The organism is Arundinibacter roseus (assembly GCF_004348825.1).
In the GTDB taxonomy this organism is placed as follows: Bacteria; Bacteroidota; Bacteroidia; order Cytophagales; family Spirosomataceae; genus Arundinibacter; species Arundinibacter roseus.
In genome coordinates this window covers 191,953-207,788 of the sequence record NZ_SMJU01000007.1, presented here as the reverse complement: position 1 = coordinate 207,788, position 15,836 = coordinate 191,953, and the positions used below count along the sequence as shown (strand labels likewise).

General features: G+C 42.5%; 15 protein-coding genes. 8 read left to right on the top strand and 7 right to left on the bottom strand.

The genetic code is table 11. The features are described 5' to 3' along the window. Position 1: 1 nt before the first annotated feature. Entirely contained in the window at positions 2–640 is a 639-nt protein-coding gene (locus tag EZE20_RS12715; protein WP_132118173.1) for an ATP-binding protein, read from the top strand. A gap of 53 nt (positions 641–693) precedes the next feature. Here the strand turns inward: EZE20_RS12715 and EZE20_RS12710 are convergent, their stop codons facing one another. Together EZE20_RS12710 and proS are read right to left on the bottom strand one after the other, a co-directional pair. Next, a complete protein-coding gene (locus EZE20_RS12710; protein WP_132118171.1) occupies positions 694–1,125 on the bottom strand; it encodes an FKBP-type peptidyl-prolyl cis-trans isomerase in 432 nt (143 codons plus the stop codon). Positions 1,126–1,191: 66 nt separating this feature from the next. Next, entirely contained in the window at positions 1,192–2,667 is a 1,476-nt protein-coding gene (gene proS, locus EZE20_RS12705; RefSeq protein ID WP_132118169.1) for a proline--tRNA ligase, read from the bottom strand. A 179-nt stretch (positions 2,668–2,846) separates the two neighbouring features. On the opposite strand from proS, the gene EZE20_RS12700 reads away from it, so the two are divergent. Both EZE20_RS12700 and EZE20_RS12695 read left to right on the top strand, forming a co-directional pair. Further along, a complete protein-coding gene (locus EZE20_RS12700) occupies positions 2,847–4,178 on the top strand; it encodes a hypothetical protein (protein ID WP_132118167.1) in 1,332 nt (443 codons plus the stop codon). Between the two features lie 103 nt (positions 4,179–4,281). Continuing rightward, positions 4,282–5,829 carry an OmpP1/FadL family transporter gene (locus EZE20_RS12695; RefSeq protein WP_228713715.1) on the top strand — a complete coding sequence of 516 codons (1,548 nt, stop codon included), beginning with the start codon at positions 4,282–4,284 and terminating at the stop codon, positions 5,827–5,829. Between the two features lie 60 nt (positions 5,830–5,889). On the opposite strand, the gene EZE20_RS12690 is transcribed toward EZE20_RS12695, so the two are convergent. The 3 genes from EZE20_RS12690 to EZE20_RS12680 are packed head-to-tail and all read right to left on the bottom strand — an operon-like array spanning position 5,890 to position 8,076. Then, on the bottom strand, positions 5,890–6,393 hold the full coding sequence (locus EZE20_RS12690) for a shikimate kinase (protein ID WP_132118165.1): 504 nt from the start codon (positions 6,391–6,393) through the stop codon (positions 5,890–5,892). A gap of 24 nt (positions 6,394–6,417) precedes the next feature. Then, the gene (locus EZE20_RS12685) at positions 6,418–7,512 is read right to left on the bottom strand and encodes a BT_3928 family protein (RefSeq protein WP_132118163.1); all 1,095 of its coding nucleotides are present in this window, start codon (positions 7,510–7,512) and stop codon (positions 6,418–6,420) included. An 18-nt stretch (positions 7,513–7,530) separates the two neighbouring features. After that, positions 7,531–8,076, bottom strand: a complete 546-nt coding sequence (locus tag EZE20_RS12680) for a DUF1599 domain-containing protein (RefSeq protein WP_132118161.1) — start codon at positions 8,074–8,076, stop codon at positions 7,531–7,533. 35 nt (positions 8,077–8,111) lie between these two features. Here EZE20_RS12680 and folP point away from each other — a divergent pair, with 35 nt between their 5' ends. From folP to EZE20_RS12655, 5 genes are all read left to right on the top strand, one after another. Further along, a complete protein-coding gene (folP, locus tag EZE20_RS12675; RefSeq protein WP_132118159.1) occupies positions 8,112–8,969 on the top strand; it encodes a dihydropteroate synthase in 858 nt (285 codons plus the stop codon). 37 nt (positions 8,970–9,006) lie between these two features. Beyond that, the gene (cdaA, locus tag EZE20_RS12670; RefSeq protein ID WP_132118157.1) at positions 9,007–9,804 is read left to right on the top strand and encodes a diadenylate cyclase CdaA; all 798 of its coding nucleotides are present in this window, start codon (positions 9,007–9,009) and stop codon (positions 9,802–9,804) included. Positions 9,805–9,930: 126 nt separating this feature from the next. Beyond that, positions 9,931–10,191 carry a 30S ribosomal protein S20 gene (gene rpsT / locus EZE20_RS12665; protein WP_132118155.1) on the top strand — a complete coding sequence of 87 codons (261 nt, stop codon included), beginning with the start codon at positions 9,931–9,933 and terminating at the stop codon, positions 10,189–10,191. A 358-nt stretch (positions 10,192–10,549) separates the two neighbouring features. Continuing rightward, complete coding sequence (locus EZE20_RS12660; protein ID WP_132118152.1) at positions 10,550–11,821, top strand: beta-propeller fold lactonase family protein; 1,272 nt, start codon at positions 10,550–10,552, stop codon at positions 11,819–11,821. 173 nt (positions 11,822–11,994) lie between these two features. After that, complete coding sequence (locus EZE20_RS12655; RefSeq protein ID WP_132118150.1) at positions 11,995–13,608, top strand: ABC-F family ATP-binding cassette domain-containing protein; 1,614 nt, start codon at positions 11,995–11,997, stop codon at positions 13,606–13,608. Positions 13,609–13,676: 68 nt separating this feature from the next. Here EZE20_RS12655 and EZE20_RS12650 read toward each other — a convergent pair whose 3' ends face one another. Next, positions 13,677–15,026: a gliding motility-associated C-terminal domain-containing protein gene (locus EZE20_RS12650; RefSeq protein ID WP_165933467.1), complete on the bottom strand. Its 1,350-nt coding sequence runs from the start codon at positions 15,024–15,026 to the stop codon at positions 13,677–13,679. Between the two features lie 174 nt (positions 15,027–15,200). Beyond that, positions 15,201–15,833 (bottom strand): gluconate 2-dehydrogenase subunit 3 family protein, encoded by a 633-nt coding sequence (locus EZE20_RS12645; RefSeq protein WP_132118144.1) that lies wholly within the window; start codon positions 15,831–15,833, stop codon positions 15,201–15,203. Positions 15,834–15,836 lie beyond the last annotated feature (3 nt).

The window sequence follows — 15,836 nt, the reverse complement described above, 5'->3', positions numbered from 1 at the left end:
TATGATTGATTTTTCAAAAACAACCTTAGAAATAATTCAAATGGGTGAGGGGCTCACCGTAGAATTCAAACGAACGATTGACAGTCCCTTCAAAATTGCAAAAACTCTGGCCTCATTTGCCAATACCTCAGGAGGCATTTTACTTGTAGGCGTGAACGATTCCCGCGAAACGGTTGGCATAGTTTCGGAGCTGCGTGAACTTCAAAAGTTGGAGCAAGCCTGTGAAAGTTTGATTGAAATGGAGCTCCGGATTCGGTGTAAATCCGTTTCTTTTGGCTCAAAGAAAATCCTGCGAATAGAAGTTGATGAAAGTCAGGATAAGCCACATTATGCAATAAATGAGAAAGGAGACCGGATCATTTATGTACGTATTAAGGATAAATCCGTCCCTACCAACAGACTCATGCTGCCGGGGGAGGGCGATGCCGTTACCGAAAAATTACTACTTTCAAAACCTGTAAAAATACTTCTGCAATACCTAAAACGAAACGATGCACTTACGGATAAAGAACTATCAAATATGATTAATGTATCCGAAAAACGGGCCATGCGTTTATTGCATGAGCTGGAAAGCAAAGGAGTAGTGCTTCGTAGAGGAAGTGGAAAAACAGCGCTTTATAGCCTCAAACTTGTAAATTAAAAAGGGAGCTTACCTAAAAAAGGTAAGCTCCCGAATGCTAACAATGCATTGCCTTAATTTATTCCTACCAATTCAAGTTCAAAAGTAAGGTCCTGTCCGGCCAAAGGATGATTGGCATCAAGGATTACAAAACTTTCGGCTACTTCTTTAATAACCACAGGTACGACCTGTCCTGTGCCTTCCTGATGCATATTGAGGGTGATGCCCGTTTCCAGAGGAATATCATCGGGGAATTGCGAACGGTCAAAATTTATCAAAAGTTCATCGTTTACAGGGCCATATGCTTCAAGGCAAGGAATTTCAATCGTCTTTTTGTCTCCGACTTCCATCCCGGTTACGCCGTCATCAAAGCCTTTGATCACCTGTCCGCTACCTAATTGAAACGACAGCGGATCTCGTCCCGCGGACGAATCGAAAAGTTGGCCATCAGCAAGAGTTCCCGTATAATGTACCAAAACGGTATCTCCGGATTGTGCTTTTTTCATACCAAAAAATATTTTGAAAGTTTTGTAAAGTTCGTAAACATCAATATTTACAAAAAACGTTCATTTTTAATAGGCACGAGCGAAAACAACCCGTCGACCGGAAGGTTTCCCGGTAACAATACAAACTCCCTCTTCTGCCTCGGCGTTCAATGGAATACAACGTATGGTAGCCTTTGTTTCTTCCTTTATCCGGTTTTCTGTTTCGGGAGTACCGTCCCAATGTGCATAAATAAAACCGCCTTTGGTATCAAGAATCTCTTTGAATTCTTCGTACGTATCAGCTTTATGAGAGTTGTCTTTTTGGAATGCAAGCGCCTTGTTGTAAATGGATTGCTGAATATTTTCCAAAAGTTCCTCAATATGATCGACAATCCCTTCGAGCGCAACAGTTTCTTTGGTTTTCGTATCTCTGCGCGCTACTTCAACGGTTCCATTTTCGAGGTCGCGTGCCCCCATTGCAAGCCGTACAGGTACACCCCGAAGTTCATATTCAGCAAACTTATAACCAGGTTTATAAGCATCACTAGAATCGAATTTAACACTGATTCCGCGTTTTTTAAGATCCTTCATCAATTCCTGGACTTTGGCCGAAATTTGGTCAAATTGATTTTGATCTCTATAAATAGGAATGATTACTACCTGAATAGGAGCGAGTTTTGGAGGCAACACGAGGCCTGCATCATCCGAATGGGCCATGATGAGAGCACCCATCATTCGGGTACTTGACCCCCACGAAGTGCCCCAAACGTATTCAAGTTTCCCTTCTTTATCCTGGAATTTTACGTCAAAAGCTTTGGCAAAATTCTGACCCAAAAAGTGAGAAGTCCCTGCCTGCAAGGCTTTTGTGTCCTGCATCAGGGCTTCAATACAATACGTTTCTACGGCACCAGCAAACCGTTCGTTAGGGGTTTTTATACCTCGCAACACCGGTAATGCCATCCATTCTTCGGCAAAGGTGGCATATACTTCCAGCATTTGCTCGGTTTCGGCGATTGCTTCGGCTTCCGTTGCGTGGGCAGTGTGACCTTCCTGCCACAAAAATTCGGTAGTTCGCAGAAATATCCGGGTTCGCATTTCCCAGCGAACTACGTTGGCCCATTGATTTATAAGCAAAGGCAGGTCGCGATACGACTGAATCCAGTTTTTATAGGTGCTCCAAATGACCGTCTCGGAGGTTGGTCTGACAATTAGCTCTTCTTCCAGCTTTGCCGATGGATCAACCACCACACCGCCACCGTTTGGGTCGTTCATTAGACGGTAGTGCGTCACTACTGCGCACTCCTTGGCAAACCCTTCCACGTGATCGGCTTCCTTGGAAAGAAATGACTTTGGAATAAATAGCGGGAAATATGCATTGGAATGACCCGTTTCCTTGAACATATCGTCAAGTGCCCGCTGCATTTTTTCCCAAATAGAAAAACCATAAGGCTTAATGACCATACATCCCCGGACAGCCGAATTCTCAGCCAAATCGGCTCGTTTTACAAGTTCGTTATACCATTCGGAGTAATTTTCACTGCGAGTGGGTAATGCTTTACTCATGGTTCAAATAGTTTGAAAGTAAGGTATGACTTTTTGTCATGTAATAACTAATTATAGGGGTTGCAAAGATAGTTTTTTATGCTATATTTGTAATTATTAAAGTTCTTTTGTCGTTTTATTACTAAATGGAACGAGATTAGTACAATAATAACTACAATCACTTTTAACCCAATTTTGCCATGACAACCATAAAAAAAATAACCTATTTTTCGGTTGTTGGCCTACTTGGACTCTGGGGGTGTTCCTCCAGCCAATTTGCATCCCGCTCCGGGGCATCGTACGATGATTTGTACGGCTCGTCTTCTGAGGTTCAGGTTGCATCAAGGACCAACGCCTCCACACAGGACAGCCGCTACGCAAATCCTGAGTATCAAGGTGATGTTGCTCAAACTGAGGGCAGCAACGCTGATTATTACGATGAAAATTATTTAACATCCCGGAATATTCAGCGTCGGATTTCCGACGATCCCGGCTATAATGGAGGCTTTCAGGATGGATATATGGCTGGCCGAAATGCTGCCTTCGATCCATTTATGATGAACTCCCTGCGATTTGGTTCCTATTGGCCATCAGTTAATACAGCCTTTAATTCAGGATTCCAAATGGGAATTATGAACTCCATGCGCTTTAGCCCTTTCATGCGAATGGGCGGAATGGGAATGGGTATGGGTATGGGTATGGGTATGGGATATATGAATCCATGGCGATATAATACCTGGGGTTATTCAGGCTGGGATGCTTTCGGGTTTGACCCATTCTGGGGAAATAGTATGGCCTTCGGTGGTTTTAGCCCATTTGGGTATGGAATGTACAATTCCTGGGGTAGTCCCTGGGGCATGGGTATGGGCTTCGGAGGTTTTGGCGGCTGGAATACTTTCAATCCTTACTACGGTGGATTTGGAAACCGGGTTTTGGTTGTTAACAACTTCGACAGCGGAAACCGTGTAAATCGTGGATACGGTCCTCGCTCAAACTCTGTAAGAAGCAGCGAAACATATAATTCTGATTTTTCCAATACGGTTCGTTCTTCACGCAACAACGGTGGACGCGAGGCATACACTAGTAACCCCGCAACGAACCGTGGAACTACTACGACGGATAGTTATTACGCTCGTCCTCGTGCCAACAGCAGCGGAACGTATTATAATGGTAATGCAAATTCTGGCAGAACCGGCGTAGAAGTGGGTACTTATCGTGGAAGGTCAGGTACTACCGCGACTAGTTCTAACGAGTATTATTCAAGTCCACGGTCATCTGGTACAACGCCCTCGTATAGCACCGGTACAAGTCGTTCGTCAAGAACATATAATTCTGGTACTACCAATTCGAGAAGTTACAGTACTCCATCGTATGAATCGGGTACAAGGACTTATAACAACAACAATTCTTCAAGAACTTCAACGCCGTCATACAACAGCGGCTCGCAAAGCCGGGGAAGTGTAAGTACACCAAGTAGCAGTCCTTCATCTGGAAGCAGCTCAGGCGGAAGTCGTTCGAGAGGTCCACGTTAATCAATAAAATTTTAAGATATTTTGAATAAAAAAGCCCTACAAAAACCAATTTTGTAGGGCTTTTCGTTTAGTAGACACAATCCTTTATATTCAGCTTTAATCCATGAAAAATAGAAATAGTCGATTTAGTTGTATGACTGGCGCGGCCTTACTGTTTGCCCTGCCTTCGTTTGGCCAATATGTGACAGATGCCTTTCGGTTTTCGGAAATCAACCAAACCGGGACTGCCCGTTTTCAAGGAGTTGGGGGTAATCATGCCGCATTGGGCGGAGATGCAAGTACAATTGGTGGTAATCCCGCAGGATTAGGGTTTTATAACCGTTCTGAACTTAGTCTTACGCCATCATTCAATAATCTTTCAACATCAAGTACCTATTTGAACCGGGTAACAACTGACGGGAAGCTTGCCCCAAATTTGGCACAGGCGTCTTTGGTTATTGCGGGAAGTCAACAGGGCTACAACAGTAAATGGAAAAGAACGTCGATCGGGATATCCTTTTCGCGTCAACAGAGTTTTCAGAATTTATTTACCTATGGCGGACGAAATAACCGAAGTGCGTACGTAGATGCTGCTGTGGATATGGCCAATAATCGTAATATCTCTGCCGAAGCACTCGACAAAGATTATGACATTAATACGCAACAGGCCTATACTGTGGACGGAGCTTACTATCAATTGTATATGATCAACCCGAGTGCGGCTGTGGGACCACCCTACGTTCGGTACGACCGCGATAGTCCAACCGATCAGTTTGGTAGTTTTGAATCAACCGGTGCACATACGCAATGGAATTTTGCTTATGCGGGCAACTACGACGATCGGCTTTACCTGGGGGCATCCATTGGTTTTAATCGTATTCGCTATAACTATACAAGCAGTTTGGACGATGTATTTGTTAACGGACAAGTTTTCCAAGGTTCTACACACACGGAAGATTTAAACGTGACGGGCAACGGTGTCAACGCTACAATTGGAGTTATTTATAAAGCCACGCCGGAAATACAGATTGGGGCGTCGTTCACTTCACCCACATTTATGGGAATGACCGAAACCTTCAATGAAATCATCAGCGCTAATATTATTGGTATTCCTCAACAAGGCGGTGGTACATTTGTGCCGGATGTCAGACAAATTGGTTTATTACCGTATGATTTTGAATACTCTATCACCAGTCCTTTACGGGCATCGGGTGGGGTAACTTATTTCTTTGGTCAAAAGGGTTTCCTTACCGGCACACTTGAATACGTTGGTTATGGCGGAATGCGGGTAAGTACCAATACACTGAACGCCACCGAAAATTCAGCATTTAGAAACGATAACAGACGGGAGATTCAGGACACGTATACAAGTGGAATTAATGTACGTTTGGGTGGCGAATATCGTGCCGGGATGTTCAGGTTGCGGGCCGGCGGGGCTTATATGACTGATCCATATAGGATTAACGTAGACAATATAGATCGGAGTAAATTGTTTTTCTCGGGCGGAGCCGGAATTCGATCCGACCGTTTTTTTGCAGACTTAACCGCAGTTTATAGCACTTTTAAATCAGCCTATACACCATATATTCTGAACAATTCCCAGGATTACGCCTCTGCAACAATTGATAATCAGTCAGTAAATGTATTGATTACTATCGGTGCATTTTTCTGAGAAAGCGCGAAGGTTAATAACAAAAAATGGCGAAGATGAGCAGATGCATCTTCGCTATTTTTATAAGCAGGGGCTTACCAAATCTACCAATTGTTGAACGGTAGTTCGGCCCGAAATTGTAAATTCAGCCTGAGAATAATAAGGTAGACGAACATGAAGACGTGCGGTAAGCTCTTTTTCAAGTTCCGCTACTCCTGACAATAAGGGCCGGTCGTCTTTTCCATGCTTTCCGATACGTTCGACGAGTTCGGCAGGAGGAATGTTTAAAAATACACTCACTCCATTGGCTTTAATAAACTCCATATTGTCAAAAAAACAGGGAGCACCACCGCCCGTAGCCACTACAAGCCAATGATTAGGCTTTGTATCATAAAGTATCTTCTTTTCAACGTCTCTAAAATAGGGTTCTCCGTGTTCCCTGAATATTTCCGGAATCGTTTTTTCCTGATCTTTTTCGATGAGTTTATCTAAATCCACGAAACGATAGCCCAACCTACGTGCTAGTTTTTTACCAAGCGTAGATTTACCGGAGGAAGGCATTCCTACCAAAAAAATATTCTTCATACCTGAATAAACGCTACTTGGAGTTTAACGTGACAGCTTTTCAAGCACTTCCTTTGCCTTAGGAGTATCATTAAAATGCCATTTGCCTTTAACTACGCCTTCTTTGAGAAGCCAAATACCGGGATTTGATCTTGAAATAGTTTTCAGAACGGTTGCATCTGCGTAATAGAAGGGGATTTTTAGCTGCTGTTCTGTCCTGAATTTTTCAATTTCTTCTCCGCTTGCAGAGGTAAGAATCAATGTTTCAACCGCACTACCTTTCAGATCCGTAAGGAGTTGTCGAATTTCCGGCAGAGCCGCCGTATTGATGTCTTTCAAATTCTTTACAATAACGAAAAGCTTACTCCCTTTAAATGATTCCTGTGTAAAATCGCCTTCATCATTCCAGGTGCGATAATCCGTAATTTTAGGTTTTGCTTCTTCATTAAGAATAATCATTTCCTTGAATTTCAAGGTAGTATCTGTTGGGAAGCTCTCGAACTGAACCTCTTTTCCCTCTTTTTCAAAAATATAGGAATAACGAATCGGCTCCGAAGGCTGCATTTGATCCGGGATACTTGCTCCTTCCCGGTAAGGTAAAAGATCAAGAATTGGTAAATGACGAATGGCATAAAAAGCTATTCCCAGCGAAACAACCGTTGCAAGCGCCACTAGCATACCGGTGGTTTGGGCTGTGAATTCCTTTCGTTTGTAGAGAATCAGCAAAATCAGGATAAGAAGAAATATATCTTTCCCAAATGATGTCCAGGGTTTTAACTTGATGGCATCTCCAAAACATCCACAATCGGTAACTTTATTAAAGTAAGCTGAATAGAACGTTAGGAATGTAAAAAACAGAATAATTCCAAGCAACAGCCACGAGGTAGTTTTGGGTTTGTACCCCAAAAGCAACGCAATACCAAGTACAACCTCTGCTGTACACAGAATTACCGAAAGGTACAGCGAGAGCGGAATAAGGGCCATGAATAAATCATGTAGGGCTGGCAAATCCTGCGCAAATACCTCAAAATATTCTTCTAGTTTGATTTCGGTTCCAACCGGATCGTTGAGCTTAATTAGACCTGAAAAAATAAAAATAACGCCAACGACGACTTTTGCAATTTGGGCTGCTAGTTTCATGGATAGGGAAAAATTGGATTAATTGGTTTGCAAACCATTGGATTTTATGAGGCAGAAAACTGCATAGTTAATAATGTCCTGGTAACCGGCCTTTACACCTTCCGAAACGAGTGTAAAACCTTCGTTATCTTCTATCTGCTTAATTCTCAGTAGCTTCATCAGAATAATGTCGGTCATTGAGCTTACACGCATATCCCGCCACGCTTCACCGTAGTCATGATTTTTATTGAAAAGCAGCGTTTTTACCTCTGCAATCTGATCTTCGTATAGTTGTGTCAATTGGTCATTTTCAATACTTTGATTTGTATTTTCTAGAGCAATTTGGATAAGTGCCATGACCGAATAATTGATAATTCCGACAAATTCGTCGGTCATGCCATCCTGTACTTTTTGAGTACCTTTATCCTGAATTGTACGGATTCGCTGAGCCTTAATGAAGATTTGATCAGTCAGTGAGGGAAGCCTCAAAATGCGCCAGGAAGTGCCGTAATCCCGGTTTTTTCTGGAAAAAAGTTCCTGACAATGTTGAATTATTTCCTGATATTCCGTCTCGGTTGATTTCACTACTAATTTCGGTTTTTTGTACTATACCAAAGAAAATGAAAAGGTCGCAAGATACTAAAAAAACGCTCAATGTGGGTGGTCGTTTGCTTGACGTGCAGCGGCCAAAAGTCATGGGAATATTGAACCTAACGCCTGACTCCTTTTTTACAGGAAGCCGTTTTGAAGCGGATTCTGGAAGTTATGTTCAAAAAGCAGGCCAAATGCTGGAAGAAGGAGCGACGATACTTGACATTGGCGGGTACTCTACACGCCCAAATGCCGACTTCGTATCAGTTCAGGAAGAAACAGATCGTGTCCTGGCGGTAGTCGAAAAATTGAAAAATGCCTTTCCCGGAGTAATTCTTTCAATAGATACCTTTCGGGCGAAAGTTGCGCGATTGGCGATTAGTGCCGGTGCAGGAATTATTAATGATGTTTCGGGTGGAAATTTGGATGAAGAAATGTTTGACACCGTAGCCGACCTGGGTGTGCCATATGTACTGATGCACATGCGCGGAACTCCCAAAACGATGAATCAACTGGCTACTTATGACTATTTGATTCAGGAAATCATGGCAGAATTGGCCAAAAAACTAGTCCAACTTCGTGCCAAGGGAGTAGCTGACATACTGATTGATCCCGGATTTGGATTCGCAAAAACCGTAGAACAAAATTTTGAATTGCTGGGCAATTTGAATCAGTTCAAGCAATTTAATGTCCCGATTTTGGCAGGTGTTTCGCGCAAGTCAATGATTTGGAAAAGTCTTCAAATTACCGCCGACGAGGCCTTGAATGGCACCACTGTGCTGAATACCATTGCGCTGGAAAATGGTGCTACTATCCTTCGAGTACACGATGTAAAGGAAGCATGCCAAACTGTTAAACTTTGGGAGTTGACGCAACAGGTAAATTAGAAAAATGGTAAATTCGTGCCCAAATTAATGATTTACTATGCGACTAGGATTTTTGACCTTTGACTGGACCGACTTTCTTGACATTATCCTGGTGGCGGTTTTGCTTTATCAGGTGTACTATCTGGTCAAAGGCAGCATTGCAATCCGGGTTTTCCTGGGTTACCTCTTTGTGTATGTTTTTTATCTGATAGTGAAGGGGTTAGGACTCGAACTGCTCACGGCTATCCTGCAATATTTTATGGGTGTAGGTGCTATTGCGCTCATTGTGATATTTCAACAGGAAATCAGGCGATTTCTACTAATAATAGGAAAGTCAACTGCATTTACAAATAGTCGATTTCTGAATTCTTTTTTAGGTACCACCGCTCCAAAATTTGATTATTCCAACTTAAAAATCATCGTGGATGCTGCCCGATCCATTGCTTCGGATTTCAATGGTGCTTTACTTGTCATCAAAAAAACGGATGATCTGGAAAAATACACACAGACCGGAGAAGCACTTGACGCTGTTATATCCAAACCATTGCTGGTTTCGCTGTTTAATCAATACAGTGCTTTGCACGATGGGGCAGTCATTATTTCAGAAGGACGAATCGCCGCTTCCCGTTGCATTTTACCAGTGGCCGACGGAGCCGATGTTCCATCCACAATTGGTTTCAGACATCGGGCTGCGATTGGCATGAGTGAAACAACAGATGCGGCAGTAATCGTGATTTCTGAGCAAACAGGGAGAATTTCACTTGCTATTGAAGGCGAGTTGTTTAGTAATATTCCGGCATCGGAACTGGAACTCAGACTTTCTGAATATCTCAATTCCAATAAACAGAAAGTGTAAAGAACTCCAATTAAATGGGTTGGAAATGGCTTATTGCCAAAATTATAAACGATAAGTTTGTCTGTATTGGTTAAATTTACTACCTTTGCAGACCTTTTCAGGAACAGAAAACATCATCATTAAGAAATGGCAAATCATAAATCAGCTCTAAAAAGAATTCGTGCCAACGAAACGAAGCGTTTGAGAAATCGCTACCAACACAAAACGACTCGTTCGTACGTAAAGAAATTGCGTGCTACTACCGAACACGGTGTGGCTTTGGAAGTTTACAAAACGGTTTCCTCTATGTTGGATCGTTTGGCCAAGAAAAATGTAATCCATAAAAATAAAGCGGCTAACCAAAAATCTAAGTTGGCTAAGTTTGTGAACAAACTTGCAGTAGCTTAATTTTTTATTGTAGTCCGAAAGTATTTGATACCCTGATGGTGAAAACCGTCAGGGTATTTTTGATTTTAACGCCTGAAACACAAGAAGTAAAGAAAAGAAATACTACACGCATAGATTTTTTCCTTTAAAGAAAGATACAAAGATGGAGTTTTGAACGTGTAAATTTTAGGGATAAATAAAGCTGTAATATCGCTTATATGCGTATATAAACTTGGCAGTGACATTATTTTTTAGTAGATTGCAAATTGTACTCGTAGCCTTGTGACCATCTCAACGGTCACAAGGTTTCTTTTGAGTAGAATACTAAAAGCACTTTTTATTGTAAGTACCATTAATCACTAAAACCTTTTTCACAAGAATGAAAAAACTAGTAATGTTTGCCGGCTTAGCGGTAATGGGAGTTTTACCCGAAGTTGCACACAGTCAGGTCACCTTCAATGCCCGCGGCTTAGTAGCCATTTCGGACGCTGATATGGCGGCATCTGCCCTGGTTGACGGGAAACTTCTACGTGACAACAGCGTAAAAGACAAGCTTACTTCGGTGAAATTTCCGATTGCGCGTGGAGCGAGTATTGGAGAAATCGTAGTACCAAATTCGACCTTAACGAATTCCAAGAGCATGGCTGTGCCCAAAACGGGAGGGTTGGCCTACGTGCTTGATACCCGCAGTTCTCCCGCTGAAACCGTTAAGGAATTTTCGGATGTTATGAAAGAGTTTCCTGACGGACAGCGTTTGTATGTAATTGATATTGTGAACTTTGCAAATCCAAAAGTAAAGTTTCAGTTTCCTGTTGGAAAGAATCCAACGGCAATTGACGTGTACAAAAATGAGCTGATGATTGCGACTAGCGTACCTGGTAAAGAATTGGTTTTTTATGAAGTGGACGATTCGGGTAAACCAACGCGTGCCTTGTATTTGCCGTCAACATTGGACAGTACAAACCGGATTATCGATTTGACCTGGCACCCAACCGGCAATTATCTGGCCGTAACGCTGGAAGCAACTAAGGAATTGGCGCTGTTTAAAATCATCAGAGATGGCGGAAAGCTTAAAAATATCGAGATGGTTGGCAAGCCATTCAAAGTAGGAGAGTCACCTACCTCTGGTTCATTCTCAGAAGACGGAAAGTATTATTTTGTAGTTGATACCAAAGGCTCACTGGGTAAAGCAACGGCCAATGGCGATATACATGTAGTAGAGTTTTCACTGGAAGGCGCTGCGGAGCATAAAGTAAACAGTACAACTCCGGTTGGTCTGAATCCAGGTGCATTTGCAATTAGCCCCGATGGAAAAATGATGGTAACAGTAAACGCCGGAAAAAGTGCTAATCCCTGGGGACAGGATGGCGCAGGAACCGGCAGTACTTTGAGCCTCTTTAAATTGGCGGCCGATGGAGTTTTGACCAAAGTGGAAGACTATCCTTTTAGCGGTATACTACCCCAAAGTGTTGCATTCGATAAGGATGGTTCCAATATCGCCGTGGCGGTTTATGAATATCTGAATTTCGGACTGCGTACCGGCGGTATTGAGTTTTGGAGTGTTGCCAAAGGTGATGCCCCAACTCTGAAACGTCAGGAAAGTAAAATCAGCGTGGAAGGCGGATGTCACACGCTTCGGGTTGTTTATTGATCCCAAAGAAGTTCTAGAATTTAAAGAAAAGGAGACTCTCAGCGGGTCTCCTTTTCTTTATTTACAGATAATTAACTAATCAATTGGGACGGAGAAGTATTCAAAAAGTCTTATGAATCCCCTCATAATTTTGTAATTTTGCGGCTTCAATCACAAAAAAATATTAATTTATAATGATTACTGTTCAAAACGTATCGCTTCGGTATGGAAAACGGGTTTTATTCGATGAAGTAAATATAAAGTTTGTTCCGGGCCACTGCTACGGGGTTATTGGAGCAAATGGTGCGGGTAAATCAACTTTTTTAAAAATATTGTCAGGCGAAATTGAGCCCCAAACCGGAACGGTCTCAATGAATCCCGGCGAACGATTGGCGGTTTTGAAGCAGGATCAATACGAGTTTGATCAGTTTAGTGTACTGGATACCGTAATTCTGGGGCACCCGCGTTTGTACAAAATCATGAAAGAGCGCGAGGCGATTTATGAAAAAGAGGATTTTACGGATGCTGATGGTGAAAAAGCAGCTGAACTTGAAGCCGAATTCGCCGATTTGAACGGTTGGGAGGCAGAAACCGAGGCGGCTCAATTGCTAAGCGGCCTTTCTATTTCCGAAGAACTGCACTATACTATGATGTCGGATCTTAATGGTAGTGACAAAGTACGGGTATTGCTGGCCCAGGCGCTATTTGGAAATCCAGATGTACTGCTGCTCGACGAGCCAACCAACAACCTGGATGTGGATACGGTGATGTGGCTGGAAAACTTCCTCGCAGATTTTCGGAATACGGTCATCGTTGTATCTCACGACCGTCACTTTCTTGATCAGGTAACAACGCATATTGTCGATATTGATTACAGTAAAGTACAGCTTTATACCGGAAATTACGGGTTCTGGTATGAATCGAGTCAATTGGCTCAAAAACAGCGTCAGGATGCCAACAAGAAGGCCGAAGATAAACGTAAAGAACTGGAAGATTTTATTCGTCGGTTTAGCGCCAATGCATCAAAATCCAAGCAGGCGACGTCGCGACAGAAGTTGCTGGAAAAAATTACGATTGATGACATCAAGCCTTCGTCAAGGAAATATCCGTACATCGCTTTCAAGCCTGAGCGCGAACCCGGTGATCAGATTTTGCGCGTAGAGAACCTTTCCAAAACAGCCGAAGATGGAACGGTGCTTTTCAAGAATTTGTCGTTTACAGTAGCACGAAAGGAAAAAATTGCCTTTGTTGGTCGTAACATGCAGGCAATCAGCACGCTGTTTGATATTTTGATGGAAAAACAGAAGCCTGATTCAGGAAGCTTTACCTGGGGAGTAACTATAACCAACACTTATTTTCCCAAAGAGCCCGCCGAGTTTTTTGACGTAGACCTCAACCTCGTGGATTGGTTAAGACAATATTCCGTTGAAAAAGATGAGAGCTTTATTCGCGGATTTTTAGGTCGAATGTTGTTTAGTGGGGAAGAATCTTTGAAGAAAGCAAGTGTACTATCGGGAGGTGAAAAGGTGCGGTGCATGCTTTCCAAAATGATGCTTTCCGGCTCGAATGCGCTCGTAATGGACGACCCTACCAACCACCTGGATCTGGAATCGATCACTGCTTTAAATAATGGTCTTATTGATTTTCAGGGAAATCTACTGTTTTATTCACACGATCATCAATTTATTCATACAATTGCAAACCGAATCATTGAAATCGGTCCCAAAGGTACATTGGATAAACTGATGACTTACGATGAATTTATACAGGATGATTACATTAAGTCACAGCGTCAGGGTATCTATTAATTATGCTTTATCATTAGATAGTCTTTAATACATGAGTAGAGTTGGTTTCTATAAGAAGCCAACTCTTCTTATTTGAGGAGAATTACCGCACCTGTTTTGGTAAACCTTTCGCCGGATGACTTATCTGTAAATTGAATTTTGTAAGTAAAGTATCCGCTGCTGACTGGCAGATCCTGCACAGTTCCATTCCATGAATTTGATAGGCTATTACTTTGAAACAGCACATTTCCCCAACCATTAAAAATTTGGATCGTAAAGTTATCCAACCCTTCACCTTTTACTTCAAAAGTATCATTAATGCCATCGCCATTGGGAGAAAATGCATCCGGGACGAATAAAGAAAAGGCTTGGCTACACGCAGAAAATGGAGTTTGCCGACAAACAGGATTGCTTAAAAATCGCGCGTTTCCTGTCTGAATAATTAGCTGATAGCAATGAGATTTTCTACAACTAAGTTCAGAATCAGAAAATCGACCAGCCGATTGCTGTGGAATCGGTACGGAAACATTGTCTTTCATCAATATTACCGCGGGAGAAGAAACCTCATTGGAATAATACCATGCTAATTCATTGGCCTTTTCTTTTGCTTCCAATGTAAAAACAGCCGAACAAATAGGCTCAGAAATGTAAGATTCAAGCATGCAGGTATCGGTAGGTTGTACTTTGAAACATACACTATTCAAGGAATCCACTACAACCCTTAATGCTTCATTTTTTTTGTTAAGCGTTCTTCCGGTACTTTCCCAGGCGCCGCTTTCCCTTTTTCTAAGCAACAACAGTTCGGTTTGTAACGGATTCGAAATACTAAGTTCACCACTCAGTGCATCCTGCATTTTCAGCTCTGAAAGTACTGGTTTTTGAATCTGATTTCCAGGCTCAAACCGTAGAATCGTTTCATTACTCTTACAGGTTCCCGGACGTTGTACCCCCCAAACGGCAATTCTACGCGGAATACTTTGAGCGTACGTATGCCCTACCGCCTTAAAAAAAGGATTTACTTCTTCTATATTTCCATCGCCCCAACTGACCCAATACGTATCATACGGAAAAGGTTGGTTGCTATCAAAAAGTATCTTCACTGAACTAGAACCGCAAGGCAGCAATCGCACCGTAGGAGGTACCGTATCTGGCACTACTACGCGTGGACAAGCGATGAGTTTTCGCCCATCAGTCTCAGAAAAAACTACAAGTGTATAAACTCCGGGCCGCCTATATGTATGCGTTGTGTCGGTAGTTAGACTATCGGGATGAATGGCCCCGCCCGTATAATTATAGATCACATTAGTAAAGTCAAAACCAGATTTTGACGGTTCAAGTGAAACAGTGGCAGGCAGGCAGGTTGTACCAATCCGTTTGAGAGTATAGGAACCTGTACCGTAGTCTCGGAGGTTAGGTATAGAAACAGGGCATTGGGCCAAACCAACCTGAAAAGTTAGCCCGATAAAACAAATAATAAGTTGTGTAATTCTATTAATACAATCAGTACAGCGCATCCTTCTGCTCAATCAGGTTCACATATTTTCTGTAAAAATAAAATAAAAAAAGCGAGGAAAAATATTCCCCGCTTCATAATTAAAAGATTATCAGGACCATTAATCGTAGCTAAGTCCGTATTGTTTCAGTACATCCGCAGGTACACCGTCCCATTGATTGGGCGTGTTGCCCATGTAGCCTATATCCTTTATGCCAATTTCGCTACTGAAAAAACCTGTGGCGGTGAAATTTCGCATGGTATTAAAAAAGGCAACACCCTGACTCATTTCGGGCTTAGCTGTGGAAGGATAGGCGATGTCGTCCACAATTTGAAGCTGTTCCTTACTTGTACATTTAGTAAAAATCTTTCCAAATCGTTTCTGCGATTCAAGGTCGAGCCAACGCAGGCCACCCCGAAAGGGCGTTTGCCATCGAGGCTGATCTTTCACCATAAATTCAATGAACTGAGGAACGCCCGACTGCGATGCACTCCCTGATTTTTCGTCAGCCGGAATAATTATATCCGACAATACCGTTAGCGTTGTTAATTCGGCAGGTGTAAAAAAAGTCTCGCTCATGAGTTTTGCATCATAAACGGCTTCTTCTTTGGTTCTCCCGCCCGGTATTTCCACCTCCTCGGCAGCCATTGCCTTTTGGAGGTCTCTTTGTTCAGAGAGCAATTCCTGCGGATTAACGGCAGCAATTCCAAAGGAACTTAGGGTTAAAGCTTTAAGTGATTCCCGGCGTTTCATAGT